General features: G+C 68.7%; 22 protein-coding genes and 1 tRNA gene. 4 read left to right on the forward strand and 19 right to left on the reverse strand.

Annotated features, from left to right (window positions below; genetic code table 11):
• Positions 1-2: 2 nt before the first annotated feature.
• Both OG792_RS31425 and OG792_RS31430 read right to left on the reverse strand, forming a co-directional pair.
• Positions 3-878 (reverse strand): peptidase, encoded by an 876-nt coding sequence (locus OG792_RS31425; protein ID WP_329105031.1) that lies wholly within the window; start codon positions 876-878, stop codon positions 3-5.
• Positions 878-2,161, reverse strand: a complete 1,284-nt coding sequence (locus tag OG792_RS31430) for a VWA domain-containing protein (RefSeq protein ID WP_329105033.1) — start codon at positions 2,159-2,161, stop codon at positions 878-880. Before OG792_RS31430 ends, OG792_RS31425 begins: the two co-directional genes overlap by 1 nt.
• Positions 2,162-2,289: 128 nt before the next feature.
• On the opposite strand from OG792_RS31430, the gene OG792_RS31435 reads away from it, so the two are divergent.
• Positions 2,290-2,940, forward strand: coding sequence for an RNA ligase family protein (locus tag OG792_RS31435; RefSeq protein WP_329105035.1), 651 nt, complete (start codon positions 2,290-2,292; stop codon positions 2,938-2,940).
• Positions 2,941-2,949: 9 nt separating this feature from the next.
• On the opposite strand, the gene OG792_RS31440 is transcribed toward OG792_RS31435, so the two are convergent.
• The 5 genes from OG792_RS31440 to OG792_RS31460 form a co-directional block, all read right to left on the reverse strand.
• The gene (locus OG792_RS31440) at positions 2,950-3,531 is read right to left on the reverse strand and encodes a hypothetical protein (protein WP_329105037.1); all 582 of its coding nucleotides are present in this window, start codon (positions 3,529-3,531) and stop codon (positions 2,950-2,952) included.
• 142 nt (positions 3,532-3,673) lie between these two features.
• Positions 3,674-3,910: a hypothetical protein gene (locus OG792_RS31445; protein ID WP_329105039.1), complete on the reverse strand. Its 237-nt coding sequence runs from the start codon at positions 3,908-3,910 to the stop codon at positions 3,674-3,676.
• Entirely contained in the window at positions 3,907-4,074 is a 168-nt protein-coding gene (locus OG792_RS31450; protein WP_329105041.1) for a hypothetical protein, read from the reverse strand. Before OG792_RS31450 ends, OG792_RS31445 begins: the two co-directional genes overlap by 4 nt.
• Before the next feature lie 250 nt (positions 4,075-4,324).
• Complete coding sequence (locus OG792_RS31455; protein ID WP_329105043.1) at positions 4,325-5,557, reverse strand: helix-turn-helix domain-containing protein; 1,233 nt, start codon at positions 5,555-5,557, stop codon at positions 4,325-4,327.
• Between the two features lie 200 nt (positions 5,558-5,757).
• Positions 5,758-5,831 (reverse strand) — tRNA-Thr (locus OG792_RS31460).
• 320 nt (positions 5,832-6,151) lie between these two features.
• Here OG792_RS31460 and OG792_RS31465 point away from each other — a divergent pair.
• On the forward strand, positions 6,152-7,243 hold the full coding sequence (locus OG792_RS31465) for an ABC transporter ATP-binding protein (RefSeq protein ID WP_329105045.1): 1,092 nt from the start codon (positions 6,152-6,154) through the stop codon (positions 7,241-7,243).
• 88 nt (positions 7,244-7,331) lie between these two features.
• Here the strand turns inward: OG792_RS31465 and OG792_RS31470 are convergent, their stop codons facing one another.
• Together OG792_RS31470 and OG792_RS31475 are read right to left on the reverse strand one after the other, a co-directional pair.
• Complete coding sequence (locus tag OG792_RS31470; RefSeq protein WP_329105047.1) at positions 7,332-7,970, reverse strand: C40 family peptidase; 639 nt, start codon at positions 7,968-7,970, stop codon at positions 7,332-7,334.
• Positions 7,955-9,322, reverse strand: coding sequence for an NlpC/P60 family protein (locus tag OG792_RS31475; protein ID WP_329105049.1), 1,368 nt, complete (start codon positions 9,320-9,322; stop codon positions 7,955-7,957). Before OG792_RS31475 ends, OG792_RS31470 begins: the two co-directional genes overlap by 16 nt.
• A 311-nt stretch (positions 9,323-9,633) precedes the next feature.
• On the opposite strand from OG792_RS31475, the gene OG792_RS31480 reads away from it, so the two are divergent.
• Complete coding sequence (locus tag OG792_RS31480; RefSeq protein ID WP_329105051.1) at positions 9,634-10,314, forward strand: hypothetical protein; 681 nt, start codon at positions 9,634-9,636, stop codon at positions 10,312-10,314.
• An 89-nt stretch (positions 10,315-10,403) separates the two neighbouring features.
• Here OG792_RS31480 and recD2 read toward each other — a convergent pair whose 3' ends face one another.
• The 4 genes from recD2 to OG792_RS31500 form a co-directional block, all read right to left on the reverse strand.
• Entirely contained in the window at positions 10,404-12,593 is a 2,190-nt protein-coding gene (recD2, locus tag OG792_RS31485) for an SF1B family DNA helicase RecD2 (protein WP_329111555.1), read from the reverse strand.
• Positions 12,594-12,687: 94 nt separating this feature from the next.
• Positions 12,688-13,020 (reverse strand): helix-turn-helix domain-containing protein, encoded by a 333-nt coding sequence (locus OG792_RS31490; RefSeq protein WP_329105053.1) that lies wholly within the window; start codon positions 13,018-13,020, stop codon positions 12,688-12,690.
• Between the two features lie 124 nt (positions 13,021-13,144).
• Positions 13,145-13,345, reverse strand: coding sequence for a DUF397 domain-containing protein (locus tag OG792_RS31495; protein WP_329105054.1), 201 nt, complete (start codon positions 13,343-13,345; stop codon positions 13,145-13,147).
• Entirely contained in the window at positions 13,320-14,090 is a 771-nt protein-coding gene (locus OG792_RS31500; protein WP_442932522.1) for a helix-turn-helix domain-containing protein, read from the reverse strand. The genes OG792_RS31495 and OG792_RS31500 overlap by 26 nt, the downstream gene beginning before the upstream one ends.
• A gap of 450 nt (positions 14,091-14,540) precedes the next feature.
• Here OG792_RS31500 and OG792_RS31505 point away from each other — a divergent pair, with 450 nt between their 5' ends.
• A complete protein-coding gene (locus OG792_RS31505; protein WP_329105056.1) occupies positions 14,541-15,374 on the forward strand; it encodes an endonuclease/exonuclease/phosphatase family protein in 834 nt (277 codons plus the stop codon).
• Between the two features lie 58 nt (positions 15,375-15,432).
• On the opposite strand, the gene OG792_RS31510 is transcribed toward OG792_RS31505, so the two are convergent.
• From OG792_RS31510 to OG792_RS31535, 6 genes are all read right to left on the reverse strand, one after another.
• Positions 15,433-17,034 (reverse strand): pectate lyase family protein, encoded by a 1,602-nt coding sequence (locus OG792_RS31510; RefSeq protein ID WP_329105058.1) that lies wholly within the window; start codon positions 17,032-17,034, stop codon positions 15,433-15,435.
• Positions 17,035-17,127: 93 nt separating this feature from the next.
• The gene (locus OG792_RS31515; RefSeq protein WP_329105060.1) at positions 17,128-18,717 is read right to left on the reverse strand and encodes a pectate lyase family protein; all 1,590 of its coding nucleotides are present in this window, start codon (positions 18,715-18,717) and stop codon (positions 17,128-17,130) included.
• A 73-nt stretch (positions 18,718-18,790) separates the two neighbouring features.
• Positions 18,791-21,364: a pectate lyase family protein gene (locus OG792_RS31520; RefSeq protein WP_329105062.1), complete on the reverse strand. Its 2,574-nt coding sequence runs from the start codon at positions 21,362-21,364 to the stop codon at positions 18,791-18,793.
• Positions 21,365-21,583: 219 nt separating this feature from the next.
• Positions 21,584-23,206, reverse strand: a complete 1,623-nt coding sequence (locus tag OG792_RS31525; RefSeq protein WP_329105064.1) for a pectate lyase family protein — start codon at positions 23,204-23,206, stop codon at positions 21,584-21,586.
• 122 nt (positions 23,207-23,328) lie between these two features.
• On the reverse strand, positions 23,329-24,681 hold the full coding sequence (locus OG792_RS31530) for a pectate lyase family protein (RefSeq protein ID WP_329105067.1): 1,353 nt from the start codon (positions 24,679-24,681) through the stop codon (positions 23,329-23,331).
• 239 nt (positions 24,682-24,920) lie between these two features.
• Positions 24,921-26,084, reverse strand: coding sequence for a Gfo/Idh/MocA family protein (locus OG792_RS31535; protein WP_329105068.1), 1,164 nt, complete (start codon positions 26,082-26,084; stop codon positions 24,921-24,923).
• Between the last annotated feature and the right edge of the window lie 31 nt (positions 26,085-26,115).

Genomic DNA, 26,115 nt, shown 5'->3' on the forward strand with positions numbered 1-26,115 from the left:
GGTCAGCGCACGACGACGCGGCGGGGGCGGCGGGTGAGGGCGAACCCGACCACCCCGGCGACCGCCGCCAGTACGCCACCGGCGGCGGTCCAGATCCACCGGGACGAGAAGCCGTCGAACCAACCGTCGAACCAACCGAAAAAGAAGCCCTCGTCCTCGTTCGCCGCCTGGGCGGCGGGATCGGGGCTGGCACTCGCATCCGGCGTGGCGGCGGTACCGCCGGCCGGCAGGATCGCACCGGGCTCGACCGCCGGTACGAGCGGCGTCTTCAGGTCACCGTCCTCCGGCACGATGTTGTCGTCGTCCACCGCGCCGACCAGCAACTCCACCTGGATCGGCAGGCCGAGGTCCTGCTCGGGCAGCTCGGTGGTGGACAGCCGCACGTAGTAGGTGCCGGGCAGCGGGTCCCCGGACCACGGCTCGGCCCACGCCCGTACCTGGCGCAGGATGCAGTTGAGCGCCACCGTCGTGTCGGTGGCGGCGGCCGTCGGGGCCTGGGCGCCGGCGGTGCACGCCTGCCGGCGGCGCAGCCCGTCGAAGACGTCGACGGTCCAGGTGGACGGGCCGTGCCGGTCCGCCGCCGGGGGCAGGGTCACGTTGACCGCTACGTCGCTGGTCTGCCCGGCCGAGGCGGCGAAGGACCAGTAGAGGTAGTCGCCGGTCGACCCGGCGACGTTGACCGGCTGGCCGGCGGTGATCCCGGTGGCGGTGAGGAACGAGGTGCCGGCCTTGGTCACCGTCACCGCGCCCGGTGAGGGCGTCGGCAGCGGCGAGGCCGGAGCGGCCGACGCCACGCCGGCCGGGAGCAGGATGCCGACGGCCACGGCGACCGCCGTCACGCCGAGCCGCGCCATCGTCGTCGTCTCGGTCGGGGGCATCAGTTCTCCCTCCAGGTGGCGACCCACCAGCGGGTCAGCCAGCCGGCGATCAGGCCGGTGAGCAGACCGGCGATGGTCAGCAACGCCAGCAGCACCCAGCCCCGGCCGAGGCCCGGACTGTTCGGCGCGGGCGAGAAGTCGACCACGTCGATGGTCAGCTCGACCGGCATGCCGGGCACCTGGGCTGCGGCGTTCTGGGCCGAGAAGGAGTTGCTGACCACCAGGCAGACGGTGGGTGTCTCGGCGACCGTGCCGGCACCCTCGGTCGGTTCCTCGCTGGGCTCCTCGTCCGGTTCCGACGCCGACCAGCGCAGACCGGTGGAGAGCACATCCGTACGACCGCTGCCGGCGTCGGTGCCCCGGACCAGTTCCCGGCCGTCGGCGGCGGTGGCCCGCAGCAGTACGCCGTAGTCACGGTTGAGCGGGCGGTCCAGGGCGACGCTCACCGAGGCGCGCAGTTCCTGGTCGGCCCGAACCGGCACCCGGTAGTAGCGGTGTTCGGAGAACTTCTCCCGGTCGGTGTAGACACCGGGGCTCAGGATCGGCGCGTCACCGCACGCGCCGGCGCCGGTGACCTGCGCCGGGGTCTGGGTGTAGGTGTCCTTCGCCCGGTCGACCAGTTGTTTGATCCGGCTACTGAGCTGCTCGACGCTGTTCGCCGAGGTGTACGTTCCGCCGGTCGCGGCGGCGATGCAGACGAGCTGCTTGCGTACCTTTTCGTCCGGGGCCAGGCCGAGTGTGTCGACCACCAGGTGGGTGCCCTGGGCGGCGAGTTCCCGGGCGACCTCGCACGGGTCGGGCGGTGCGCAGGTGTCCTCACCGTCGGTGATGAGCACGATCCGGCGGGTCGTCCCGCCGGTGCCGAGATCCCGGGCGGCGCCGCGCAGCGCGAGCCCGACCGGGGTGAATCCGGTGGGGCGCAGCCCGGCGATCGCGGCCTTGGCCTGTTCCCGGTTGACCGGGCCGACCGGCACGATCTGCTGGGTGTCCTGGCAGCCGATCTTCTTGTCGTCGCCGGGATAGGTGGCGCCGAGCACCCGGATGCCGAGTTCGGTCTCGTCCGGGAGGGCATCCACCACCTCGTGGAACGCCTCCTGCGCGACGGCGATCCGGGTGCGGCCGCCGATGTCGTTGGCCCGCATCGACCCGCTCACGTCGAGCACAAGCTCCACTTTGGGCGGTTCGGAGGTGGGTTCTTCGGCCGAGGCCGGTGGAATGCCAAGGGGTGTAAGGGCGGCCAGTAGTCCTAAGAGGACCGCGATGGACCGTCTCATGATGATCACGCCAGGATCCTAGTGAGCATCGAATGGGCGGTCTCAGTGGTATCGACCGATTCCGACAGCCGGTAGCGGCCCTGGTTGAGACCACAAAGCAGGTGCCCGGCAGTCCGTTGTCATGCCACGATCTGCCGATGCGGGAGGGGCCGGGACCGGGGGCGGTGCGCAAGTATCCGCGTACCCATCACCTGCCCGACTCGCCGGGTGCGACCGGCGACGATCGGATGGTCACCGATCTCGACGGGCTGACCGGCGAACTCGTGGTGACCGAGAAGATGGACGGCGGCAACGTCACCTTCACCCGCGACCTGATGTACGCCCGCTCGGTCGACTCGGGCACGCACGCCTGGGACCGCCCGGCAAAGGCGCTCTGGGCGCGGGTGGCGCACGAGATCCCGGACGGCTGGCGGGTCTGCGGCGAGTCGATGTGGGCTCGGCGCAGCGTCGCGTACACCGATCTGCCCGGTGTTTTCCTGGTTTTCGCCGTCTGGGACGGCACGCACACGCTGCGCGGCTGGGACGAGACCGCCGAGTGGGCGGCGCTGCTGGACCTGCCGCTGGTGCCCGTGCTCTATCGCGGCACCGACCTGGCGACGGCCCGCGCGGCCTGGTCGCGGCAGCGCGACGCCGACTACTCGGAGGGCTTCGTCGTGCGCACGGCCGCGCCCCTCCCGGAGGCCGAGTTCGGCCGCCAGGTCGCCAAATGGGTACGCGCGCAGCACGTGCGCACCCCGGCGACCTGGCGACACCGGGACGACTTCGCGGTCAACGGCTTCGTCCGCTGACCGCAACGGTCAGTTGGTGGCGGTGAACCGGACCCGCAGCCGGTGCGACCGGATCATCTCCACCAGGCGCGGACTGCACACCATGGTCCGGAAACGGGCGTCACGGGCGATCAGGAACTCGTCGGCGTACTCCTCACGGAAGAACGGCTCGGTCAGGATCGGCGTCCCGCCGCCGGCCGGTGCCCGCTGCCGGGACCGGGCCTCGTCGATCAGTGGCAGCACGGTCTTCACCCGCGCCACCGAGTAGTCGTCGTACTCCTCGTCCTGGCAGCGCACCAGGCAGCGGTGGAACTCCAGATCCCCGGCCAGCTCCGCACCGAGCGCCGAGACGAAGGCGGCGGAGAAGATCGGAATCCGTACGCTCGCGGTCAGGTAGTCCGCCTCCCGGACCAGTCGTACGGGCAGGCCGTCCTGGGCCCGCGCGACCACGTTCGTGTGCCGCAGGAAGCCGTCGTCGCCATTGTTGTCCACGAAGTACGAGGTGAGCCGGTGACTGGTGCCCGGACTCGGCTGGCCCGTCCGGGCCGAGACGAAGTCAAGCAGACCCGGCACCCGGGCCAGCGTGGGCGAGGTGAGGTAGTGGTAGGTCACGTCAGATCCGCTCCAGGGCGAATTCGGCCTTCGGCAGGTCATGCATCCCCAAAGGCTACCGACCGTTTCGGCGTACCGACCCACAGGCGATGTCGTACGAGCGTCCGGAACCGGCCGATCAGCCCTGGACGGCCTCGAACCGCTACAGCAGGTGTACCCGTTCGGTGCCACCGTCCGGCTGCACCACGGTCAGACTCCCGCCTCCGCTCGCCGTCAGTTCCAGCACGAAGTTGTGGACGATGAGCGCCCGGTTGATCGTGTCCGTCTTGGTGTCCCTGGTCCGCGCGCACGCGGAGTTCAGGGCGTTCATCGCGCGCGGGTTCAGGTTGACCGTGACCTTCGTCAGGGACCGATTTGGCTCCGGCTCGGGGTCGGTCACGGGGTCACGGCGGCCAGCAGGATCGGCACCACCACGGTCGCCTTGCCGCCGGCCCGCCGCCGGAGCGCCCAGGCCAACTGTTCGCACCCGTCCGGGCGGCACTGCGGGCACCGGCGCTCACCGAGATGCCCGTCAACGGTCCGGGACGCCGCCTTGATCGCCACTGCTCACCTCCGAGTCAGGTGGAGCGCGGGACGTGACCGATGCGGGCCAGCTCGGCCACGTCCCGCGCCCCCTACGCCCAGCCGGCACGGTGGCACCAGCAGGGCGCGAACGGGCAGGCGCGGCGAGGTGAACGGCTACGAGGTACAGAAGGGCCCTCTCGGTGCGACACTTCACCGCGCCTGTGCAGTCACGGTAGGTATCGGCGTTGGTAGCCAGGGGTACGTGGTGTACCCGGTTACGGATGTACCCCTACAGGTAGACGCCCGCTCGTTCAGCCAGCTCGACTGCGTCCGCGCGCACCGAGGCAGGCGCCTCCGTCGCCAACCTGGTCAGCAGATCCCGGGCCGCCGGCGAGTACCGAACCGTTTCGGGTGAGGTCGCGTCCGCTTTGCTCAGCAGGTGCAGGCTCGCTTCGGACGCGCCTTCGAGATCGGCACTGCGGGCCAACTCGACGTAGTGGCGACCCCGGCGCTCCGTCGACGGGATGGTGGCCGGGTCCAACGCGTGCGACCGCCGCTGAGCCTCGTCCGGGTTGCCGAGGTCCACGGCACACATCACCGCGTACACCTCAACCAGCGGTCGGGACACCCTGGTCCGGAGGCCCACGTAGTCCGCCGGCAGCGCCCGGTGCACGACGTCTCGGGCGGACTCCCAGTCGGCCCACGCGCCCTGGTCGCCAGTCCGCGCTCGCGTCAACGCGGAACACAGGTACAGGTCAGCCAGCATCTCGGCGTACTCGACCGGCCCGTCCGCGACTCGGGGTTCGATCAGGTCCCGCGCATCCCGCAGGCGCTCGATCGCCTCGTCACCGCGACCCGTGGACCGGAGCAGGTGCGCCGCGTACCAGATGGCGTGGGCCAGGGCCAGCGGGTCGTCAGCGTCGAGGGCGGCCGCCATGCCCCGATCGACGGTCAGGTACACCAGCTCCCGGTCGCCGTGCCACGCCAGGTACGCCTGTGCGAGGTGGTACGACTGGGCGAGCAGAGCCAGGGCGGCCCGTCGTTCGGACCCCTCGTGGAGCCGTGCCGCCCGTTGGGTGGCGTCGAGCAGGCCGGGCAGCAGCGTCCCAACCTCCGTGCGCTGGTGACGGGACGTGTGCCAGGTTCGCCATCCGGCGTCGGTTGCGCCGCGCAGGTAGTTGGTGGTGGCCGGCTCACCGCTCACGGTGATGTGCCAGGCGGTCAGCGCTCGGCGCACGTCCTCGACGGCCGGGTGGCTGGGGCGACCGTCGAGAGACAGGGTGACCGCCGGCCCGAAGAGGTCGCCGAGGTCTCTGACGCCGAGGTGCGGGGCGAGTTGCTGAGCGGCGCGGAGGGTCAGGCTCCGCTTGCCGTTCTCGATGAACTTGACGGTGGTGGGCGAGAGGCTGGCCAGTCCGGCAAGGCGTTCACGGGAGAGCCCCGTCGCTCGCCGGAGACGTTCCACTCGCTGTCCCGGTGTGGGCTGTGTCGGCTCGGCTTTGGGCTGTGTCGGCTCGGCCATCTCGCACCTCATCGATTGGGTACATCGTGTACCCAACGGTACGCCCGAGGCGGCCGGCTCTGTACCCCCCGCTCGCCCGGAGGTTGTTGACCTTTGATCGACATCCGTCAACAAGTCGCTAAGCGAGTGGTCGTTGAGCATTCTGCGGTTCGCCTCCCCCGGGAGGCTTACCGACATTTATGCAGGTGATGGGCAATCTGAGCCCCCGGCCGGGATCGAACCGGCGACATCTCGCTTACAAGGCGAGTGCTCTGGCCAGCTGAGCTACAGGGGCAGTGTTCCGGGGTCAGCATAGCCAGTGTGGTGCCGATCCCATCGTCGCCACGGTCCCGGACGCCAAGTTCGGCACATTCGCCATACCCATTGATGTCCTGCCGTGCCCTGATGCCCGAAATGTGAGTCGCCCACGCGTCTCCGTACGCCTCTGACCTTGGCAGGTCGGGCCGGGCGGATTACGGTGGCGTGACACGGACGACACGCCGACCACCCCAATGGCTCCGGCGCGTCGCCCGGACCGGAGCGGCCCCCCGCTCCGGTGGCTCCTTCACTCGGATCGTCCGGCACGTTCCTGCCGGTGAAAGGAAGCGCTTCACCATGGCTACGGTCACCTATTCCAAGGCAACCCGCATCTACGCGGGCACCGAACGCCCCGCAGTCGACCACCTCGACCTGGAGATCGGCGACGGGGAGTTCCTCGTCCTGGTCGGCCCCTCCGGCTGCGGCAAGTCCACCAGCCTGCGGATGCTCGCCGGCCTGGAGGACGTCGACGACGGCTCGATCTTCATCGACAGCCGCGACGTCACCCACCTGCCGCCGAAGGCACGGGACATCGCGATGGTGTTCCAGAACTACGCGCTCTACCCGCACATGACGGTCTACGAGAACATGGCGTTCGCGTTGAAGCTCCGCAAGACCTCGAAGGCGGAGATCGACCGGCGGGTCAAGGAGGCGGCGGCGCTGCTCCAGCTCGACGACTACCTCGGCCGCAAGCCGAAGGCGCTCTCCGGTGGCCAGCGCCAGCGGGTGGCGATGGGCCGGGCGATCGTCCGCGAGCCGCAGGTCTTCCTCATGGACGAGCCGCTGTCGAACCTCGACGCCAAGCTCCGGGTGCAGACCCGTACGCAGATCGCGTCGTTGCAGGCCAAGCTCGGCATCACCACCGTCTACGTCACCCACGACCAGGTCGAGGCGATGACCATGGGTCACCGGGTGGCGGTCATGCTCGACGGCGTGCTCCAGCAGGTCGACACCCCGCGGGCGCTCTACGACACCCCGTCGAACGTCTTCGTGGCCGGCTTCATGGGCTCCCCGGCGATGAACATCAAGACCGTTCCGCTGACCGAGACCGGCGCGAACTTCGCCGAGCTGATCGTTCCGCTCACCCGTGAGCAGATCGAGGCGGCCAAGGCCGACGGCGGCAACGGCAACGTCACCGTGGGCTTCCGCCCCGAGGACTGCGACCTGGTCAGCCCGAGCGAGGGCGGCCTGCCGGTGACGGTCGAGCTGGTCGAGGACCTCGGCTCGGACGCCAACATCTACGGCACCGCCACGATCAACGGCACCTCGGAGCGCTTCGTGGTGCGTACCGACCGGCGCACGATGCCGAACATGGGTGACACCGTCTACGTGAAGCCGCGTACCGGCAAGAACCACACCTTCCACGCCACCACCGGCGTGCGCATCTGAGGTAACGCGACAGGCGACAACACGAGGGGGCGGTCCGCGCGAGCGGACCGCCCCTTCCGCGTACGCCCGACGAACGGGTCGTCGTCGGTCACGGATACACGTTGTTGATTTCGACGGCTACCGGGGTCGGAGTGGGTGTGGGCTGCGACTTCGCCTTCGGCTTCGGCGATTCACCCGATGACGACTTCTTCGGGTCGGCCTTCGGCGGCTTGGTCGGCGTCAGCCGCTTGGCCGTGTCCAGGTGGTTCTTGTAGTACGCGCTCAGCGTCACCTTCTTGACCTTGCCCGACCCGGACGAGGCGTGGACCATCTTGCCCTTGCCGGCGTAGATGCCCACGTGGTCGACGTTGCCGTCGTTGTTCCAGTCGAAGTAGAGCAGGTCGCCCTTCTGGAGGTTCTTGACCGAGACGGTCTTCCCCTTGTGTGACTGCACCTCGGCGGTGGTACGCGCCAGGCTCGCCCCGGTCCCCTTGTACGCGTAGTAGACGAGACCGGAACAGTCGAAGCTGCTCGGGCCCTCGGCGCCCCAGACGTACCGGTCGCCGATCTGCTGCTCGGCCCGGCAGACCGCCCGCTCGCCCGGACTCCCGCTGGTGCACGACTTGCTCGCGGCACTGGCCAGGCTGCTCACCCCGAACAGGGCCCCGCCGATCAGGACCAGGGCGAACATCAGCTTGGCAAGGGACTGGACTCCCGGCCACGGGTTGCGGATCAGGGTCGGTCGCACGGTGCCTCCTCCGGGTTCGTGCCGGTGCCGTTGTCCCCGGCGGTGGCCGGTTCCACCACGCCGGGCTTGTCGTCCAGCGCGCCGGACGGGTCGATGCTCACGATCTTGTGGTCGACTACGTCGGTGTCGACGCAGTCATCGGTCGGCTCGGTGGTCGGCTCACCGTCGGTGGTCGGCTCGTCCTCGGTGCCACCGCAAGCCGCGTCACCCTCCCCGTCACCCTCCCCGTCGCCCTGCTCGTCGCCCTCGGGGCTGTCGGTGTCCGGGGCGCCACTGTCCGGGCTGTCGGTCTCGGCGTCGGTCTCCGGGGCGTCGCCGTCCGGGTTGTCGGTGTCCGCGTCGGCGTCGGTCTCGGGGGCGGTATCCGGGCTGTCGGTGTCCGCGTCGCCCTCGGGACTGTCGGCGTCGGGGGCGGGCTCCGTCCCGGTGGTGTCGGCGTCGCTCTCGGGTCCACCGCTGGTGTCGCCACCGGTCGTCGTGGTGGTCGTCGTGGTGGTTCCGTCGCCCGTGGTCGTCGTGGTGGTGGTAGTGGTCGTGGTGCCGTCGCCGGAGGTCGTCGTGGTGTCGTCCCCACCCGGTGTCTCGACGTCGTCCTCGACCGGCTCGGTCCCGTCACCCTCGGTCCCGTCCCCCTCGGGGGTGTCGCCCTCGGTTCCCTCCCCCTCGGGGGCGGGCGTTTCGCCCTCCGGCGTGCCGACGTCTCCCTCGGGCGTCTCCTCGTCCGGGGCACCGCCGTCGGGCGTCTCCTCGTCGGGGGCGCCGCCGTCGGGTTCGGGGCACGAATCGGTGCCGTCCTGTTCCGCCATGGGGTTGTTCACCCGAACCTGTTCGACTTTCGGACCGGCGACGACGGGGCGTACCGCCAGCTTCGTCAGTTGCTTGATCCGGGCGGGGGTCAGCTCGGTGAGCTTGACGGTTTCGGACTTCTTCGAGGACGGAGAACCGGTGGCAATGATCACCCGGTCTTTTCCGGCATAGATTCCGACCCGGTCGACGCCCTGTCCCGACGAGTTGAAGTAGAGCAGGTCCCCGGCCTTACGGTCCTTGACCGGCACCGTCCAACCCAGTTTGACCGCCTTGTTGTAGCTGCCGGACGCGGGCAGGTAGTTGCCCTTCAAACCCGCTTTCCGGTACGCCTCGTAGCCGATCCGGGCACAGGCCAGAGCCTTCGTCTGCTTCGCGTCCCAACTGCACTTCTTGCCCACCTGCTCCCGGGCATGGCACAGCGCCTTCTGGTTGCCGTTTCCGGTGCAGTTCGGAGCCGCACTTGCCAGACCGGTGGTGAGCGCGATCGCCGCGCCGATCAGGGTTGTCGCGAACAGCAGCGGCAACAGTTTTCGGATTCGTTTCATGTGGTCGGCCTCCAGGGTCCGTCGAGCTGGCGAATGTGCGGAAGAGTCCGGCTCGGCCCGCGTATGGAGACCAGTTCACCGTGGCGCGGGATGTCCTGTCAGGAATGGAGCTGTACGGGAAAGTTCCGACCACGAAGACGCTGCCCCGTACCGGTCCCGGTTGTCCGGAACGGGTGGATGGGCAGGTCGGGACTGTCCCGTACGGGATCCCGCCTGGCTTTTCGGTGGGCGCCGCCATTGACTGAAATGACCGACGCGGCTACGAAACCAGGCTCGTCGGCACCTATTACATTCCGAACTGGAGCGGGCTGATGAGATCCGTACTGAAGAGTAAATTCGCACCCCTCGCGCTTGCGCTGGTCATGATCGGTTCGGCGGTTGCCGCCGGTGCGACGATGGCGAGCGCGGCCACCACCTACACGCGGAGCTACACGATAGTGAAGGAGTTCTACTCGCAGCCGCTGAAGCGCTGCGTCCGGGTCACCCTGTGGGGCAGCGTGACCTTCCAGACCAAGGTCCGAAACGAGTGGGCCGGTCGCATCACCGACTACGTGAACCGCAAAATCGAGAACCCGACCGTCCGGGCCTCCATACTGGACAAGTGCGGTGCCGGCGCCAAGCCCGCAACGGCAACCAAGGCCAGCGTCAACCAGCGGTGGTACGACCACAACTGTGCGGTCGAGCCGAGTATCTCGGCCGGATTCCCATGGGCGATCAGTGTTGGCGCGACGGCCAAATGTGGTTCCGTGAAGACCGCGAGCCGGACCAGTTCGTACGGCAAGGGCAAGACCTACACCCAGTACAACAGCGGCCGACCGGTATCCTGGAAGGACGGCAAGGCCGGCTCCGTGCCACAGAGCGTGACGGATTCGCGGGGAAAGGTGAGCACGTTCGCATTCTGCCTCGGGGCGACCGCCACCGTGAAAATCTACGTCGGCACGAAGGACGACAGTTGGGTGGCCAAGGATCTGAAAGCCTGCGTGAAGAAGTAGCCGCCGTCCGACATGTTCTCGATGTGGCCGATCACCGCTCAGTGGTCGGCCACATTCGTGCGTGATAGCCGGATCATCGAGGCCGACGGTTACGGCGAGGTCAGTCGATGGGTCAGGGCGGTGTGCCGGCGACCGGTCCCGGCGGTGCGGACCGCGATCGCGATCGCCTTGCGGGAGCCGGCGAGCACGACGAGTTTCCGGGCCCGGGTGACCGCGGTGTAGAGCAGGTTGCGCTGCAACATCGTGTACGAACTCATGGTCACCGGAATCACCACCGCCGGATACTCGCTGCCCTGCGACCGGTGCACGGTGATGGCGTACGCGTGTTGCAGCTCGTCCAGCTCGTCAAAGTCGTACGCCAGGTCCTCGTCCTCGTCGGTGCGGACGGTGAGCTGGCGGTCCTCGCCGCTGAGCGCGGTGATCACGCCGACCGTGCCGTTGAAGACCCCGGCCTTGCCCTTGTCGTAGTTGTTGCGGACCTGGATGACCTTGTCGCCGACCCGGAAGACCCTGGCCCCGTGCCGCCGCTCCGGCATCGACTCGCGGTGCGGGGCGAGCGCCTCCTGAAGGATCGTGTTGAGGTTCCCGGCGCCGGCCGGGCCCCGGTGCATCGGGGTGAGCACCTGGATGTCACGCGGGTGCATTCTGAACTTGCGCGGGATCCGGTGCGCGACGATGTCGACCACGAGCTTGGCGGTGTCCTCCGGCTCGTCCATCGGGAAGAGGAAGAAGTCGGGATACTCGCCGATCGCGGGCGGCTGTCCGGCGTTGATCCGGTGCGCGTTGACCACCACCCCGGACTCCTGCGCCTGGCGGAAGATCTTCGTCAGACGTACCCGGGGAATGGCCTCGGCGCCGAGGATGTCGCGCAGCACCTCGCCCGCACCGACCGACGGCAACTGGTCCACGTCGCCGACCAGCAGCAGGTGTGCGCCGGGCGCGACCGCCTTGACCAGCTTGTTGGCCAGGATCAGGTCGAGCATCGACGCCTCGTCCACCACTATCAGGTCGGCGTCGATCGGGTTGTCCCGGTCGTGGGTCGGCTCGCCGCCGGGACGCAGTTGCAGCAGCCGGTGCACGGTAGCGGCCGGGTGCCCGGTCAGCTCGGTCATCCGCTTCGCGGCCCGGCCGGTCGGCGCGGCCAGCACGATCTTCGCCTGCTTCGCCGCAGCCAGGGCGATGATGGATTTGACCGTGAAGGACTTGCCGCAGCCGGGTCCGCCGGTGAGGACGGCGACCTTCGCGGTGAGTGCGAGCCGCACCGCCCGTTCCTGCTCGTCGGCCAGGTCGGCCCCGGTCCGGGTACGCAACCAGGCGAGCGCCTTCGTCCAGTCCACCCCGCCGAAGGCCGGCATCCGGTCACTGCGATGGTTCAGCAGCCGGAGCAGGCTGTTGGCGAGCGCGGTCTCGGCCCGGTGGAACGGCACCAGGTACACCGCCGGAATCGTCGCGCCCTCGGTGCTGGGGTTCGGCACCTGTTCGCGTACGACGCCCTCGTCGGCGGCGAGGGTGTCCAGGCAGGTGCGGACCAGGTCGGCCGGGACCTGGAGGATCTCGGTGGCGTCGGCGACCAGGTTCGGTTCGGGCAGGTAGCAGTGCCCGCTGTCGGCCGCCTCGGAGAGGGTGTACTGGATGCCGGCCTGGACCCGTTGCGGGCTGTCGTGCGGAATGCCGACGGCCTGGGCGATGGTGTCGGCGGTCTTGAAGCCGATCCCCCACACGTCGGCGGCCAGCCGGTACGGCTCGTCGCGAACCACTGCGACGGACTTGTCGGCGTACTTCTTGTAGATCCGTACGGCCAGTGAGGTGGAAACTCCGACACCCTGGAGGAAGATCATCACTTCCTTGATCGCCTTCTGTTCCTCCCACGCGGCGCCGATCATCGCCGTACGCTTCTTGCCGAGCCCGTGCACCTCGACCAGCCGACCCGGCTCCTCCTCGATGATCCGCAGCGTGTCCGCCCCGAACAGCTCCACGATCCGGGCGGCCATCTTCGGCCCGATCCCCTTGATCAGCCCCGAGCCGAGATACCGCTCAATCCCCTGGATCGTCGCCGGCAGCACAGTCGTGTACGAGTGCACCTCGAACTGTCGCCCGTACTTCGGGTGCGAGCCCCACCGCCCGACCAGCCGCAGGCTCTCCCCCGGCTGCGCCCCGAGCAGCGCCCCGACCACGGTCAGCAGATCATTGCCGGAGCGGTCGGTGGCGACGCGAGCGATCGTGTACCCGGTCTCCTCATTGGCGTACGTGATCCGCTCCAGCACCGCGTCCAGCAGCACCGTGCCCGGCGGGCGACTCCCAGCGCCGGTCGAAGCGGGTGGTACGGCGGTTCCGGTCGCGGTCAGGCTCACCCGAACATCATGCATGCAGCCATCAGGCGATGTTGAGCTGGATGTTGCCGATGCGGGCAACGATGTCGAGGTGGCCACCGAGCCCGGTGACATAGGCGCGGAGGGTTTCGAGGTTGGTGGCGGTGCCGCTTTCGATCTGGCTGATATGGGCCTGGGAAAGGCCGGCGGTTTCAGCGAGTTGGGTCTGCGTGAGGCCGAGTTGTTTGCGGATCTCGGCAAGTTGGGCGCCGCTGATCGAGGCAAGCATTTCTTCTCGCATCTGGGTCCGGCGGCGGATGCGCTCCTCGCTGTCCCAGTCGGGGTCAGCCGCCCGCGCCTCGGCTTTGACATCGCGCCAATTCGATGCTCCGGTCATGTCTGCACCTCCTTGAGAACTGTCAGGTTCAGGACCTCGCCCGGATAGGAGTCGTGCAGCCGAGCTCGGGTGCGAAGAAGCCCCCGGCCAGCAGGTCGGGGGCTGCTCCGCGTCGGATGAGGGTCTAGTTCTGCTTTGCCTGATTGACGAAGCCACGCCACGCGGTCGGCTTGAAGGTCAGCGCGGGGCCGGACGGGTCATTGCTGTCGCGGACGGCCACGACGCCGGGCAGGTTGTCGGCCACCTCGACGCAGCCCCCGCCTCCCGTGTTGCTTCTGGTCGACTTCCTCCACTGAGCCCTACTGAGGTCGGTGCTGGCTCTCAATCTCCTTGATCAGGGCGAGCGACAATCCTTCGGGGAGGGCGGCGCTCCGCACGCCTTCCCACCTCGCCAGAAGCCTAGCCACATGCTCCTCGACGCCAACCGGCAATCCATCGATCTGATGGTCCAGGTAACCGACCCAGGCCCCGTCCGCCAACATCGCCAGCATGAGCGGACCGGACAGCCCGATGTGCAGACCGGCGCTCAACGGCACGACATGGATATGAACGTACGGCAGCTCAGCCATGCGCAGCAGGTGGGCGAGTTGCTCCCCCATGATTGCTTCGCGAAGGCGCAACGCGGACTCATCGATGACGCCGATGATCTGAGGGGGGCGCTCGCGGGTAAGGATCTCCTGCCGCCCCATCCGGGTGGCCAGCTGCTGCTCCACCTCGGATTCCGAGAGGGTGTCATCGAGGCGCAGCACCGCGCGGGCATAGTTCTCGGTCTGGAACAGGCCGGGGATCAGTATCGGCTCGAAGAATCGGAGCTGCCTCGCGTCGCGCTCGGCCTCCGGCCAGGGCTTGAGCCAGGTCGGCTCACCGTCCTCCTGCGCCGACCTCAGCAGAGACTCGAACAGTCCACCGCTATCCAGGAGGTCGTCGGTCCGCCTGGCGTACGGCATGTCGAGCAATCGGGTTCCGGTTTCCACGGCAGAAACAGTGGAGCCCGAGTAGTTCGCGCGCTTGCCGAATTCCTCCTGCGACATGTTGCGCAAGCCTCGCTGCCTACGAAGCTGATCACGAATGAAGAGAAGGGATCTTTGCGTTCCATTGCACCTCCAGATTCTCGACCATGATCGCCAGGCTCCGCCAGCAATTGGCAGGCAGAGTTACCGAGTCCTGGGCCATGACCTGCGCGAACGGTCTTCCACAATAGCGGGGTCGTGAGACAACTGTCATTAGGTAGAGGCGCTCGGATCCACATCCCTCGACTGTCGGGCGAGACTGCGCAAGGTCACTACCACACCCTGCCGGGGTTGCCCCCGCCGTCCTGTCCCGTCCGGGACAACTGGCCCGTCGGCTCCGGGAATCGCTCCGTCATGACCCGGACAGACCCGTACGGCTCAAACCTTCGATTAACCCCCGGCAGAGGTTTAGGTGGAATGAGTCAGCTCGGGAGGTCCTCCTCGGGTGGATCGACCCGGATCAGATCGCTCGTTTGTCGACTCTGACCAGACACCGTGAGGGAGCCACCCATGCCATCGGTACGACGGCAACTGCTTACCGCCAAGGTGACGCCACTCGCCTTGGCCACCGCCCTCATCGGCGCACTCATCGCCGGCACCGCCGTGCTCGCCTCGGCCGCCGAGTCGACCGCGCCACTGTCCAATCGGGTAATGACCTGGAACATCCACGTCGGGAAGGACGGCGGTCCGGCGGAGAAGGCAAAGGAAATCGCCAAGTACCGGCCACAGGTCCTCGGCATACAGGAAGCCTGCCGAGAGGATGTTAGGAAGACGGTCGAGATCCTCAAGAGCAAGTACAAACTCAGGTACCACATCGCCTACGGCACCGTGATGAATGACCGGGCCAACTGCGGATTCTGGGGCGGAAACGCCTTTGGGCAGGCGATCATCTCGGCAGCGCCGATTACGACGAAGGGCAACAAGCTCTACGCTCGCGGCGGCACCGAGCCGCGCGGTTACATGTGGGTGGAGACCACTGTCAACGGCAAGAAAACCCGGGTGTTCAACACCCATCTTTCCGAGCACGGCCAGAACGAGCTTCGGGCCGAGCAGGTCGGAACCCTGGTTGAGGTGGCGAGACAGTTCGCCAGATCCATAGTGCTCGGCGACTTCAACGCTCAGCCGCACTCGTCGGAAATGCGGTCCATGTGGGTGTACTACCGGGATGCCGACCCCAACTGTGGCTCCAAGGCAAACGCGAAGTGCAAGGCGACCGCAGACGCGGGTCCCCCTCGCAAAAAATTTGACTACGTCTTTCTACGGAAAAACATGGCTCTTCCGGGCGTGACTGTCGTGAATTCAAAGTACTCCGACCACGACATCGTCTACGCCGACCTGAGATAGGGCCGAGCCCCGGTGGTCGGAGCAACCAACCACCGGGGCTCGGTACGCCGCTGGCTCGTCAGATACGACCGGTTCCCGCACCGGCCGTCACCGTGGCGATCACCGACGTGGTCGGGTCGAGCGGGTACGCGTACGGCGGGGTGGTGAAGCTGCCGACCTGGGTGATGTTGTTGACGCCGCCGCCGAAGTCGTTGCCCCGTTCGACGGCGTACCCGTCCTGGACCGACAGGGTGGTCGTCTTGATCGGCGTACCGGTGTTGCGGAAGACGTTGTTCTCCACCAGCACCTGCGCGCTCATTCGGGAGTGCACCCCGTTGACCACGTTCGAGTAGTAGTTGTTGTAGACGTGCGCGGTGCCGAACCGGACGCTCGGGCCACGGGCGTCCAGGTTGGACCAGTGGTTGTGGTGGTAGGTGACCGTCAGGTGCCCGGTGTCCTCGGCGACGTTGTCGTCGTCGTGCCCGATCAGCGAGGTCTTCCAGTGGTCCCGGAGGATGTTCCAGGAGACCGTGATGAAGTCCGACGCGTGGGTGATGTCGATCAGGCCGTCGTAGTAGTCGATGTCGTGGGCCCGATCGCTCGACAATTCATTGTGGTCGATCCAGACATGATGACTGTTTTGCACGGTGATCGCATCTACCCCGACCGGGAACGAGATCTTCAGGTTGCGGATGATGATGTTCTGCTGGCCGGACATCTTCAGCCCGCCGCCGGTGAAGCCGGAGTTGGCGCCCACCCCGACGATGGTCTTGTTCGACCGGACGTACACCGCGTCGTTCAGCGTGATGATCCCGGAAACCTGGATGACCAGCGTGTCCCGGCTGCCGGCCTGGGTCTCGAACCCGGCCGCGTCGGTCACCGTCACGACCGCCCCGCCGGCCCCGCCGGTGGTGGTGGCCAGGCCACGCCCACTGACCGCGCCGTAACCGACCAGCCCGGCCGGCGTCTGCGGCGGCGGGTTCGTCGGCGGACCGGTTGTCGGCGGTGCGGTCGTACCCGTCGGCACGACCGTCGGGGTGGTCGTCGGCGGCGCGGTGCCGGCGCCGGTCACCGTCACGTCGTCGAAAGAACCATTGGCGTACGCGGCCAGCAGCCCGACCCGGCCGCTGGTCAGGGTGCTGTCGGTGGCGTTGACCAGGGCGGCACCGTTCAACAGGCCACGCAGACCGGTACCGGTGACCTCCAGCGCCAGGGTGTGCCACCCGCCCACGGTCACCGTGGCCGGGGCAGATGCCAGCACGGTCTGCGTACCGCCGGACCGTTCGCGCAGTTCCAGCCGCCCGGCGTTGGTGAGCACCAGCGCGTAGTAACTCGACGAGGTCTGCACCCGCGCGGCCAGCCCGATCGAACGGTCGGTGCCGTTGAACGCGGTCGGCTTGACCCGCGCCTGCACGGTGTAGTCCGTCCAGGTCGCGGTGCCGGCGGTGGCTCGGGCGTCACTGCTGGTGCTCGACTGGCGCAGCACCTGCGAGCCGTCGCCGGTCACCGACCAGCTTCCGCCCGACTTGGACCAGTTGTTGGAGTTTCCACCTTCGAAGTTGTCGGCGAACAGCGTGTCGGCGTACGCGAAACCGCCGCCGAGCGCGACGAACAGTGCGGTCGCGGTGCCGGCCGCGGCGGCGACCAACCCGCCCCGCCGGAGTCGGGATCGAGCTTTCACGAGGCCCTCCAGCCACGAAAGCCACAGGGGCCCCGCCGGATCGGATGACCGGAGGAGCCCCTGTGAACCGTTTGTCAGAGACCAAACCGTGTGTCAGAGGCCGATCCGGCCGGTGCCGGCGCCCGAGGTGACGATGGACTTCACGTTGCTGGCGGTGTCGAGCTGGTACGAGTACGGAATGCTGGCGACGCTGCCGCCGGTCTGCCCCGTGCCCGAGTTGACGAAGTGGTTGTTCCGGGCGACGAGGGTGCCGGGGCCCGAGTCGGCCTCGCCGAGGTGGTACGGGTCGGGCACGTTCTCGAAGTAGTTGCCCTCGACCAGCACGCCAGCGCCTTCGGTGGAGGCGACGCCGTACCCGCTGTTGTTGTTGTAGTAGTTGTTGTAGACGTGGACCGGGTTGGCGAACCGCACCCGGGGGTTGCGCTGGGTGCTGCCGTCGAACCAGTTGTGGTGGTAGCTGACGCGCAGGTGGCCGATGTCCTGACTGCCGTTGTCGTCACTGTGGCCGAGCAGCATGTTCTTGTCGTGGCCGTAGACCCGGTTCCAGGAGACGGTGACGAAGTCGGAGCCGCGCTTGATGTCGACGGCGCCGTCGTACCCGTCGGTGAAGCTGTTGTGGTCGATCCAGATGTTGGTGGCCGATTCCTGGACGTTGATGGCGTCGTCGTCCCAGCCGCGGAAGTTCAGGTTCCGGATGATGACGTTGCGGTCGGCGTTGATGTTGAAGCCGCAGCCGGAGATGGTGGCACCGGAGCCGACCCCGAGGATGGTCTTGTTCGACCGCACCCGGAGCATCCCGGAGCAGGAGATGGTGCCGGAGACCCGGATCACCGCCGCGCTGGTCGAGCCGAGCGCGGTGGTCAGTGCGCCCGCGTCGGAGACGGTGATCGGCGAGGCGTTGCCGCCGCCGGAGGTGCCGCCGTTCTGGGTGGCCCAGCCGACCAGCCCGGTCTGCGGCGGCAGGGTCGGGCCGGTGGTCGGCGGAGTGGTCGGCGGGTTCGTGGGCGGGTTCGTCGGTCCCGAGGTCGGCGGAGTGGTCGGCGTGGTGCCGCCGCCGCTGTCGACGCTGACGTCGTCGAAGACCGCGCTGGCGTACGTGGTGACCAGGGCGATCCGGCCGGCGCCCTGGGCGCTGTTGCTGCCGGAACCGATCTGGCTGCCGTTGACGAAACCGCGGATGGTGCTGCCGCTCGCCTCCAGGCGCAGGGTGTACCAGGTGCCGGCGGAGACCGACACCGCGGCCGAGCCGATCACCGTGACCGCCCCGCCGTTGACCGCCTGCAACTCGGCCCGGCCGTTGTTGACCAGTGCCAGCCGGTACATCTTGGTCGCGCTGTTGGACCGGGAGGCGATGGCGACGACCCGGTTCGCGCCGTTGAACGCCAACGGCTTGACCCGGGCCTGCACCTGGTAGTCGGTCCAGCTCGTCTGGCCGGCGAAGGCACGGGCGAGCTCGCTGGTGGTGTTGCCCTGCTGGTAGGCGGCGCTACCGTCGGTCACCACCGACCAGTCGCCGCCGGATTTCGACCAGCCGTCGGCGTTGCCGTCGTTGAAGTTGTCCGCGAACAGGGTCGCGGCCTGCGCGGCGGTGGTCAGGCCGACGGTGAGTGCCACCGCCACACCGGCCGCGCCGAGCGCGACCAACAGGCCGCGCCGGTGCAGGCTTTTTCTTGGTAGGTGCACGATTCCTCCGTTGCTGGTGGCGGGGCGACGGTCAGCGGCCACCGCCCCGCCGGTATGGGACGGGTCTGGTGGGTCAGGGGTTGATGCGGCCGGCGCCGGCGCCGGCGGTGACTATCGACTTGACGTTGGCCGCCGCGTCCGTGCTGTAGGCGTACGGGATGGCGACGACGTCGCCGGCGCTCTCGGGGGCACCGGAGTTGACGAAGAAGTTGTTGCGCTGGACCAGGTCGCCCGGGTCGGACTCGGCGTAGCCGACAGCGGTCGGCCGGGTCACGTTCTCGAAGTAGTTCCCCTCGACCAGCACGCCCGCGCCCATCGTGGACGCGACGCCGTAGTCGGCGCCGAAGTAGTAGTTGTTGAAAACGTGCACCGGGTCACCGAACCGGACCCGAGGGTGCCGTTCCTTACTGCCGTCGAACCAGTTGTGGTGGTACGTCACCCGCAGCTTGCCGATGTCGGCGGTGTGCCCGTCGTCGTGACCGAGCAGCATGCTCTTGGTGTGGTTGACCACCCGGTTCCAGGAGACGGTGACGAAGTCGGACTCCCGCTTCACGTCGACGGCGCCGTCGTAGCCGGCGTCGAAGGTGTTGTGGTCGATCCAGACGTTCCGCGAGCCCTGCACGTTGATCGCGTCGTCGTCCCAGCCCCGGAAGGTGAGGTTGCGGATGATGACATTGGTCGCGGAGCTGACGTTCAGCCCGTTGTCCAGGGTCGCGTTGGTGCCGACGCCGAGCACTGTCTTGTTCGACCGGACGTCGTTCATGGTGTCGGGCATGCTGAGCGAGCCCTGCACCCGGATGGTCAGCGGTGACGACGACTCCAGGGCGTCGGCGAGCGCCTGACCGGTGGTGACCGTGACGGTCGCGCCGCCGGCACCGCCGGTGGTGCCGCCGTTCTGCGCGGCCCAGCCGATCAGGCCGGTCTGCGGCGGGCCGGTCGGCGGGGGTGTGGTGGCCGGCGGGGTGGTCGCCGGGGGCGTGGTGGCCGGCGGGGTGGTGGCGGGCGGAGTGGTCGGGCCGCCGGGCAGCCCGACCTTGCCGACCCCGGCCTGCGCGGTCACCACGGCCTTCGTGTCACAAGCGGTGCCGATCGTGTACGGGTACGGCGGGTCAGTGACGCTGCCGCCGGTCTGTCCGGCGCCGGAGTTGACGAAGCAGTTGTTCCGGGCGACCAGCCGGCCGTCCCCGGACGAGGCTTCACCCAGGTGGTACGGGTCGTCGACGTTCTCGAAGTAGTTGCCCTCGACGATGACGCCGGAGTCCTCGGTGGCGGCGACGCCGTAGTTGCCGGTGTTCAGGTAGTAGTTGCTGTAGACGTGCACCTGGTCGCCGAAGCGGACCCTCGGGTTGCGCTGGTTGGTGTTGTCGAAGAAGTTGTGGTGGTAGCTGACCTTCAACCGGCCGACGTCCTGGGCGGCGTTGCCGTCGTCGTGGCCGAGCAGCATGTTCTTGTCGGTTCCGTCGGCGTGGTTGTACGAGATGGTGACGTACGACGAGCCGCGCTTGACGTCGACGCCGCCGTCGAAGCCGGTGGTCCAGGTGTTGTGGTCGATCCAGATGTGGTGCGAGAACATCTGGACGTTGATGCCGTCATCGGCCCAGTTCCGGAAGTTCAGGTTCCGCACGATGACGTTGTGTACGGCGTTCGCCGGCGGTGCGGTGATCGCGTTGTCGATCGGCAGGCCGATGTTGAGCCCGCCGCCGGTGAAGCCGGAGTTGGCGCCGAGGCCGACGATGGTCTTGTCGGAGCTGACCTCGTGCATCGGTCCGGGCAGCGCGATCAGGCCACTGACCTGGATGATCTTCGGTCCGACCGAGGCCGCCTCGGCGATGAACTGGGCGGCGGTGGTGACGGTGACGGTCGGGCCGCCCGCGCCGCCGGTGGTGCCGTTCTGGCCCCACGCGTCGACCGAGGCCCAGCCGTCGGCGACGTTGCTGCCCGGGTTTCCGGGCGGCGTCGGCGTCGGGGTGGTCGGGGTCGGGCCCGGCGTGGTCGGGGTCGGCGTGGGGTCGACCCCACCGGAGGAGACCAGCACGTTGTCGAAGTTGGCCGAGGCGTTGAAGGTGGCCACGCCGATCCGGCCGGTGGCGTACTGGCTGTCGGTGCCCTCGGCGAGCAGGGTGCCGTTGACGTAGCCCCGCAGCGAGCTGCCGTTGACGTCGAGCCGCACCGTGTACGTGGTGCCGACGCTCACCGACACGCTGCCGGTGTCCAGGGTGGTCGAGGAGCCGCCGGAGAGCCGCTTGAGTTCGACCGTGTTGTTGCTGCGCAGGGCCAGGTAGTAGTAGCTGGTGCTGCTCTGCACCCGGGCCAGCAGGGCGACGAACCGGTTGGAACCGTTGAACGCGGTCGGCTTGATGGTCGCCTGGACCGAGTAGTTGGTCCAGCTCGCCGTACCGGCGATCGAGCGGGCGTCGCTGCTGGTGCCGCTCTGCCGGTAGACGCGGGAGCCGTCGGTGGCGACCGACCAACTGCCGCCGGACGGGGTCCAGCCGGTGGAGTTGCCGTCCTCGAAGTCGTCGGAGAAGAGCGTCGCGGCGTAGGCGGTGGCGCCCATGCCGAGGGCGAGGGCGACCGCGGCGACCGCGGCGCCGATCGCGATCAGGAGACCGCGGCGATGTCTGCGCCGGGTTTCGGTGGTTTCCACTGAACCTCCTTGGTGGCTATCCGCCCAGGCGGGACGGATAGATCGATGAGTTTCGATCTTTGCGGGTAGGGTTCGCCCCCGTGGAAAGGACAGCCACCCGGCCCACTCGGATCGGTCGGCGCCACGCCGGGAGGGGTGCGGGAGAACCGGGCTGACTCGCCCGTACCCGCTCCCGGCGCGCACCGGAGGGGTCGGCCGACGGCCGACCCCCGACGGCCGTCAGAGGCCGATCTTGCCCGTGCCGGATCCGGCCATCACGACCGCCTTGATGCTGTTGGGATCGGTGACCGTGTAGCTGTAGTAGGTGCTCGGCTCCTGCACCGTGCCGCCGGAGTCACCCGGCTCACTCGTGCCGACGAGGACGTTGTTCCGGGCCACCAGCCGACCCCGGTCACCGGCGTAGCTGATCGACCAGGGCACCTCGACGTCCTCGAAGTAGTTGCCCTCCACGATGCAGCCGGAGTCCATCTGGCAGGCGACGCCAACATCGGTGTTGTAGACGAAGTAGTTGTTGAACACGTGCACCGGCTCACCGAACCGGACCCGCGGATTGCGCTGCGGCGTACGGTCGAACCAGTTGTTGTGGTACGTCACCTTCAGGTATCCGGTGTCCTGGGCCGCGTTGCTGTCGTCGTGACCGAGCAGCATGTTCTTGGTGTGGTGATGGGTGTGGTTCCAGGAGACAGTGACGTAGCTGGACCCCCGCTTGATGTCGATCAGGCCGTCGTAGCCGGTCGACAGGTCGTTGTGGTCGATCCAGACGTGGTGCGAGTGCTGCTGCACGTTGACCGCGTCGTCCACCGTGTTGCGGAAGTTCAGGTTCCGCACGATGACGTTGTGCACCGCGTTGGCCGGCGGAACGGTGACATCGCTCGACGGCAGGCCGATGTTCAGCCCACCACCGGTGATCCCGGAGCTGGCGCCGACGCCGACGATGGTCTTGTCGCTGGTCACGTCGTGCATCGGGCCGGGCAGCGCGATCATGCCGCTGACCCGGATGTTGAGCGGCCCGGACTGGGCGATCGCGGCGAGCAGCTCGGCCGGGGTGTCGACGGTCACGGTTGGGCCACCGGCCCCACCGGTGGTGCCGTTCTGCCCGAGCGCGTTAACCGAGGCGAAACCGATCGGCGGGGCGCCCGGATCCAGCGGCGGCTCGGTCGGCGGCAGCGTCGGGCCGGTGGTCGGCCCGGTCGTCGGCGGGGGCCCGGTGACCGTCGCCACCTCGACGTCGTCGAACGAGGCGCTGGCGTACGAGGTGGCCAGCCCGGCCCGGCCGGAGCTGAAGCCGGCGTCGGTGGCCTGGACCGCCAGGTTGCCGTTGACGTACCCGCGCAGTGAGCTGCCGACGGCGTCCAGCCGCAGGGTCGCCCAGCTGCCGACCGGCACCGACGCCGAGCCGGTGCCGAGCGCGACCGGGTCGCCGCCGGCCCGCTTGACCAGTTGCACCGCGCCGCCGCTGGTCACCACCAGGGCGTAGTAGCTGCTGCTGCTCTGCGCGCGGGCGACCACGCCGACGTGCCGGTTGGCACCGTTGTAGCCGGTCGGCCGCACCCGCGCCTGCACGCCGTAGTCGGTCCAGCTCGGCTGCCCGACCAGGGTGCGGGCGTCGCTGCTCTGACCGGTCTGGCGGTAGACGAGCGAGCCGTCGGTCACCACCGACCAGCTACCGCCGGACTTCGACCAGCCGTTGGAGTTGCCGTCCTCGAAGGTGTCCGACAGCAGCGTGTCGGCGAACGCGTACGGCATCCCGTAGGTCACCGCGGCGACGCTGAGGGCGCCGGCGGCGACCGTCGCGGCAAGCAGCCGCCAGGTCGGTCGTCCCCGGGTCCGGATCGATTTCACAGTGGGCCTCCTGTGGTGGTGGGACGGGGTTGGGTGTGACTGGACGGGGTTTGGTGTGTGGTGGAACGGGTGTGAGTGCGGTGGGAGGGGCCGACCGGGAGCGGCGGGCCCCTCCCGGCGGGTCAGACGGGGAGACGGTTGGCGCCGGCGAGGAGCTGGACCGCCAGCGGGACCAACGCGGTGGGCAGGGGCGGAGCGGCGCGCAGGGTGGGGGTCCAGCCGGCGTCCGCGCCCAGGTCCGGTTCGTGGGTGCTGTTGTACGCGTCGAGCAGGCTCGTCGGCCGGGGCCAGCCGCCATCGGTACGGACCCAGCTACCGCGCTCGGTGACCGCGGTGCCGCCCCAGTCGTAGAGCAGGTCCGCGGGCGCGATCCCGTCGGACAGCGCGAAGAAGTTGTTCTCCGCGTAGAGGGCCGCCTGGACGCCGACGCCGAGCGCGTACTGGAAGTCGGCACCGCTGGCGAGCTGGTAGTGGTTGTTGTAGAGGTCGACCTGGCCGAACCGCACCCGGGGCAGGCGCTGGAGGGTGCCGGCGAACAGGTTGTGGTGCAGGGTGACGTTCAGCCGGCCGACGTCCGGGCCGACCGTGTTCGACGAGCCGATCAGCATCACCTTGTCCCGGTCGGTGAACCGGTTGTAGGAGACGGTGACCCGGCTGGCGGTGTGGGTGATGTCCAGCGACCCGTCGTGCACCTGGTACGGCCGACCGAAGTAGACCGGCTGCGCCGAGTCCGGGTTGTCGCCGTCGGTGAAGGTGCTGTGGTCGACCCAGACGTTCTCGCTGCGGCGTACCGAGACCAGGTCGAACTGGGAGTTCCAGTTGCCGTTCTCGCCGTCGGTCGGCGCCCAGGCCGGGAAGCAGTCGCGGGCGTCGTCGAAGGTGAGGTTGCGGACGATCGAGTTGCTCGCACCGTCGAGCATCAGGGTCAGCCCGGTCAGTGTGGCCCCGTGCAGCCCGACGATGGTGGTGTTCGGCCCGACGTTGATCTGGGTCTGCCGGGTCTGGTTCGCCACCGACCGCACCCGGGCCGCCTCCAGCGGTCCGCTGGGCGCCACCCGCCCCCACACCGCCGGGTCGTACGCGGCCAGATAGGCGGGCAGGCTGTATTCCGGATCGGCCAGGTCGGTACAGTCCAACAGTGTCCCGTCGGCGGCTTCGAAACCGTCGACGGAACCCCGGACGTAGATTATCTTCGGGGTGGCGTTGGTTCGGTTGGTGGCATTGTCACCACCGAGCGCGGCCACCAGTTCGGTACGGCTGTCGACCACGTGGATCTGGTCCTCGGCGGCGGCCGAACCGCCGGTAGTACCAGGTCCGGCGGCGGCCCAGCCGTCATTCACCGGCAGTGCCTGCCGGCCCAGCAGACGGGCTCCCCAGGACAGTCGGTCATCCGATCCAGCTGCGGTTACGGCCGTTCCCGGCACTACCGCGAGCGAGATCCCCACCAGGACGGCGGTCAACCTGATCAGTCGCATCTGCACTCTCCGCGTCTGCCTGTCGATTCGCGGTTCCGTAACGCGTACGAAACCTGTTCACAAACAGACGGTAAGGATTCGCAGTCATAAGAGTCAATGCGCTGCGTGTGCAGATATGTTGCATAGAATGGAGGCAATATTAATTGCCCCGGCCGCCCGTCGGCCGAGAAGTGGGTATTCGGTCCGATTCTTACCGCACGACTGCCCCGGTGATTTGCAGTCCGTTTTCCGTACGTCGCTCAGCCATTGCCCGTCTCCTCGCCCAGCGCCACCCGGTACGGCTCGACCGCCCACGGCACGCCCAACTCCCGCAGCAGCGCACCGGACTCGGCGGCCCGCCGCAGCACCCCGTTCACCCCCCGGATCGACCACACCCGGTCCGGCCCCGCACCCGTACCGACCACGGTTTCCCCGCCGAGCAGGGTCGGCTCGGGGGCCGCGTGGATCGCCTCGATCAGGGCGGTGAAGCCCGCCGTCCGGTCCAGTGGCACGATCAGCGGCACCCCGTCCGGGTCGGCCCTGTGCTCCAGCAGGTTCGCCAGCAACCCCACCCGACCGGGGACCGCACGCGGCTCCGGGTCACCCGGTAGCAGCAGCCGGTCGGTCGGATACTCCAGCACCGCCCGACCCGCCGTACCGTGCACGATCACCTCGCCCGGGATGAACTCCTCCCCGGCCAGGGTCACCGCCGCCACCACCGGCAGCCCGCCACGCAGCGTCACCCGCAGGGAGGCGGTGTCGTCCACCTCGATCGGCCGGGTCCGGTACCGCTCCAGCTCGACCGCCACCGGCTCTGCCGCTCGTCCCCTCAATTCGGCGGCGGCTACCGCGAGGCACTGCATGAGGGCGTGCGCCAGCGGATTGACCAGCGCGCCGTCGAGCACCGGGCGCCCGTCGAGGCTGCGCCGACCGGCCCATCGGGAGCGGGCGTAGTAGGCGTCGGTGCGCTGCCAGGAGGCGACCGTGGCGATGCCGGTGACCGTACCGAGCCGGCCGTCGGCGACGGCGGCGAGCAGTTCCACCAGGGCCGCCGAGCCGAGCGCCTGGAAGCCGACCTGGACCGCCCGGCCCTCGGCCGCCCTCACCAGTGTCCGGTGCTCGGCCAGGTTCAGCACCGGTGGCTTCTCCAGCAGCAAATCGGCGCCGGACGCGAGCACGTCCAGGGCGATCGGCAGGTGTGTGTGCGGCGGCGTACAGACGACCACCACCTCCGGCCGGACGGCCCGGAGCATCTCGCGGTGGTCGGTGAAGACCGCCGCGGTCTCGGCGGCGCCCGCGTCCGGCAACGGCTCCACCGGCCGTACGTCGACCAGCGCGACCAGTCGCAGCCGGCCGGCGGCGCCCAGCTCGGCGATAACCTGTCGGTGCCAGTGGCCGTGGCCGCTGGCACCGATCAACGCCACCCGAGGCGGCCCGGATCCCGTCCCGTCTCGT

Source organism: Micromonospora sp. NBC_01699, from assembly GCF_036250065.1.
Taxonomy (GTDB): domain Bacteria; phylum Actinomycetota; class Actinomycetes; order Mycobacteriales; family Micromonosporaceae; genus Micromonospora_G.

What these genes read in the sequence shown, in the direction of transcription:
- OG792_RS31425 (WP_329105031.1), bottom strand. Translation starts at nt 878, where the DNA reads ATGCCCCCGACCGAGACGACGACGATGGCGCGGCTCGGCGTGACGGCG.
- OG792_RS31435 (WP_329105035.1), top strand. Translation starts at nt 2,290, where the DNA reads ATGCGGGAGGGGCCGGGACCGGGGGCGGTGCGCAAGTATCCGCGTACC.
- OG792_RS31455 (WP_329105043.1), bottom strand. Translation starts at nt 5,557, where the DNA reads ATGGCCGAGCCGACACAGCCCAAAGCCGAGCCGACACAGCCCACACCG.
- OG792_RS31465 (WP_329105045.1), top strand. Translation starts at nt 6,152, where the DNA reads ATGGCTACGGTCACCTATTCCAAGGCAACCCGCATCTACGCGGGCACC.
- OG792_RS31475 (WP_329105049.1), bottom strand. Translation starts at nt 9,322, where the DNA reads ATGAAACGAATCCGAAAACTGTTGCCGCTGCTGTTCGCGACAACCCTG.
- OG792_RS31480 (WP_329105051.1), top strand. Translation starts at nt 9,634, where the DNA reads ATGAGATCCGTACTGAAGAGTAAATTCGCACCCCTCGCGCTTGCGCTG.
- OG792_RS31490 (WP_329105053.1), bottom strand. Translation starts at nt 13,020, where the DNA reads ATGACCGGAGCATCGAATTGGCGCGATGTCAAAGCCGAGGCGCGGGCG.
- OG792_RS31505 (WP_329105056.1), top strand. Translation starts at nt 14,541, where the DNA reads ATGCCATCGGTACGACGGCAACTGCTTACCGCCAAGGTGACGCCACTC.
- OG792_RS31530 (WP_329105067.1), bottom strand. Translation starts at nt 24,681, where the DNA reads ATGCGACTGATCAGGTTGACCGCCGTCCTGGTGGGGATCTCGCTCGCG.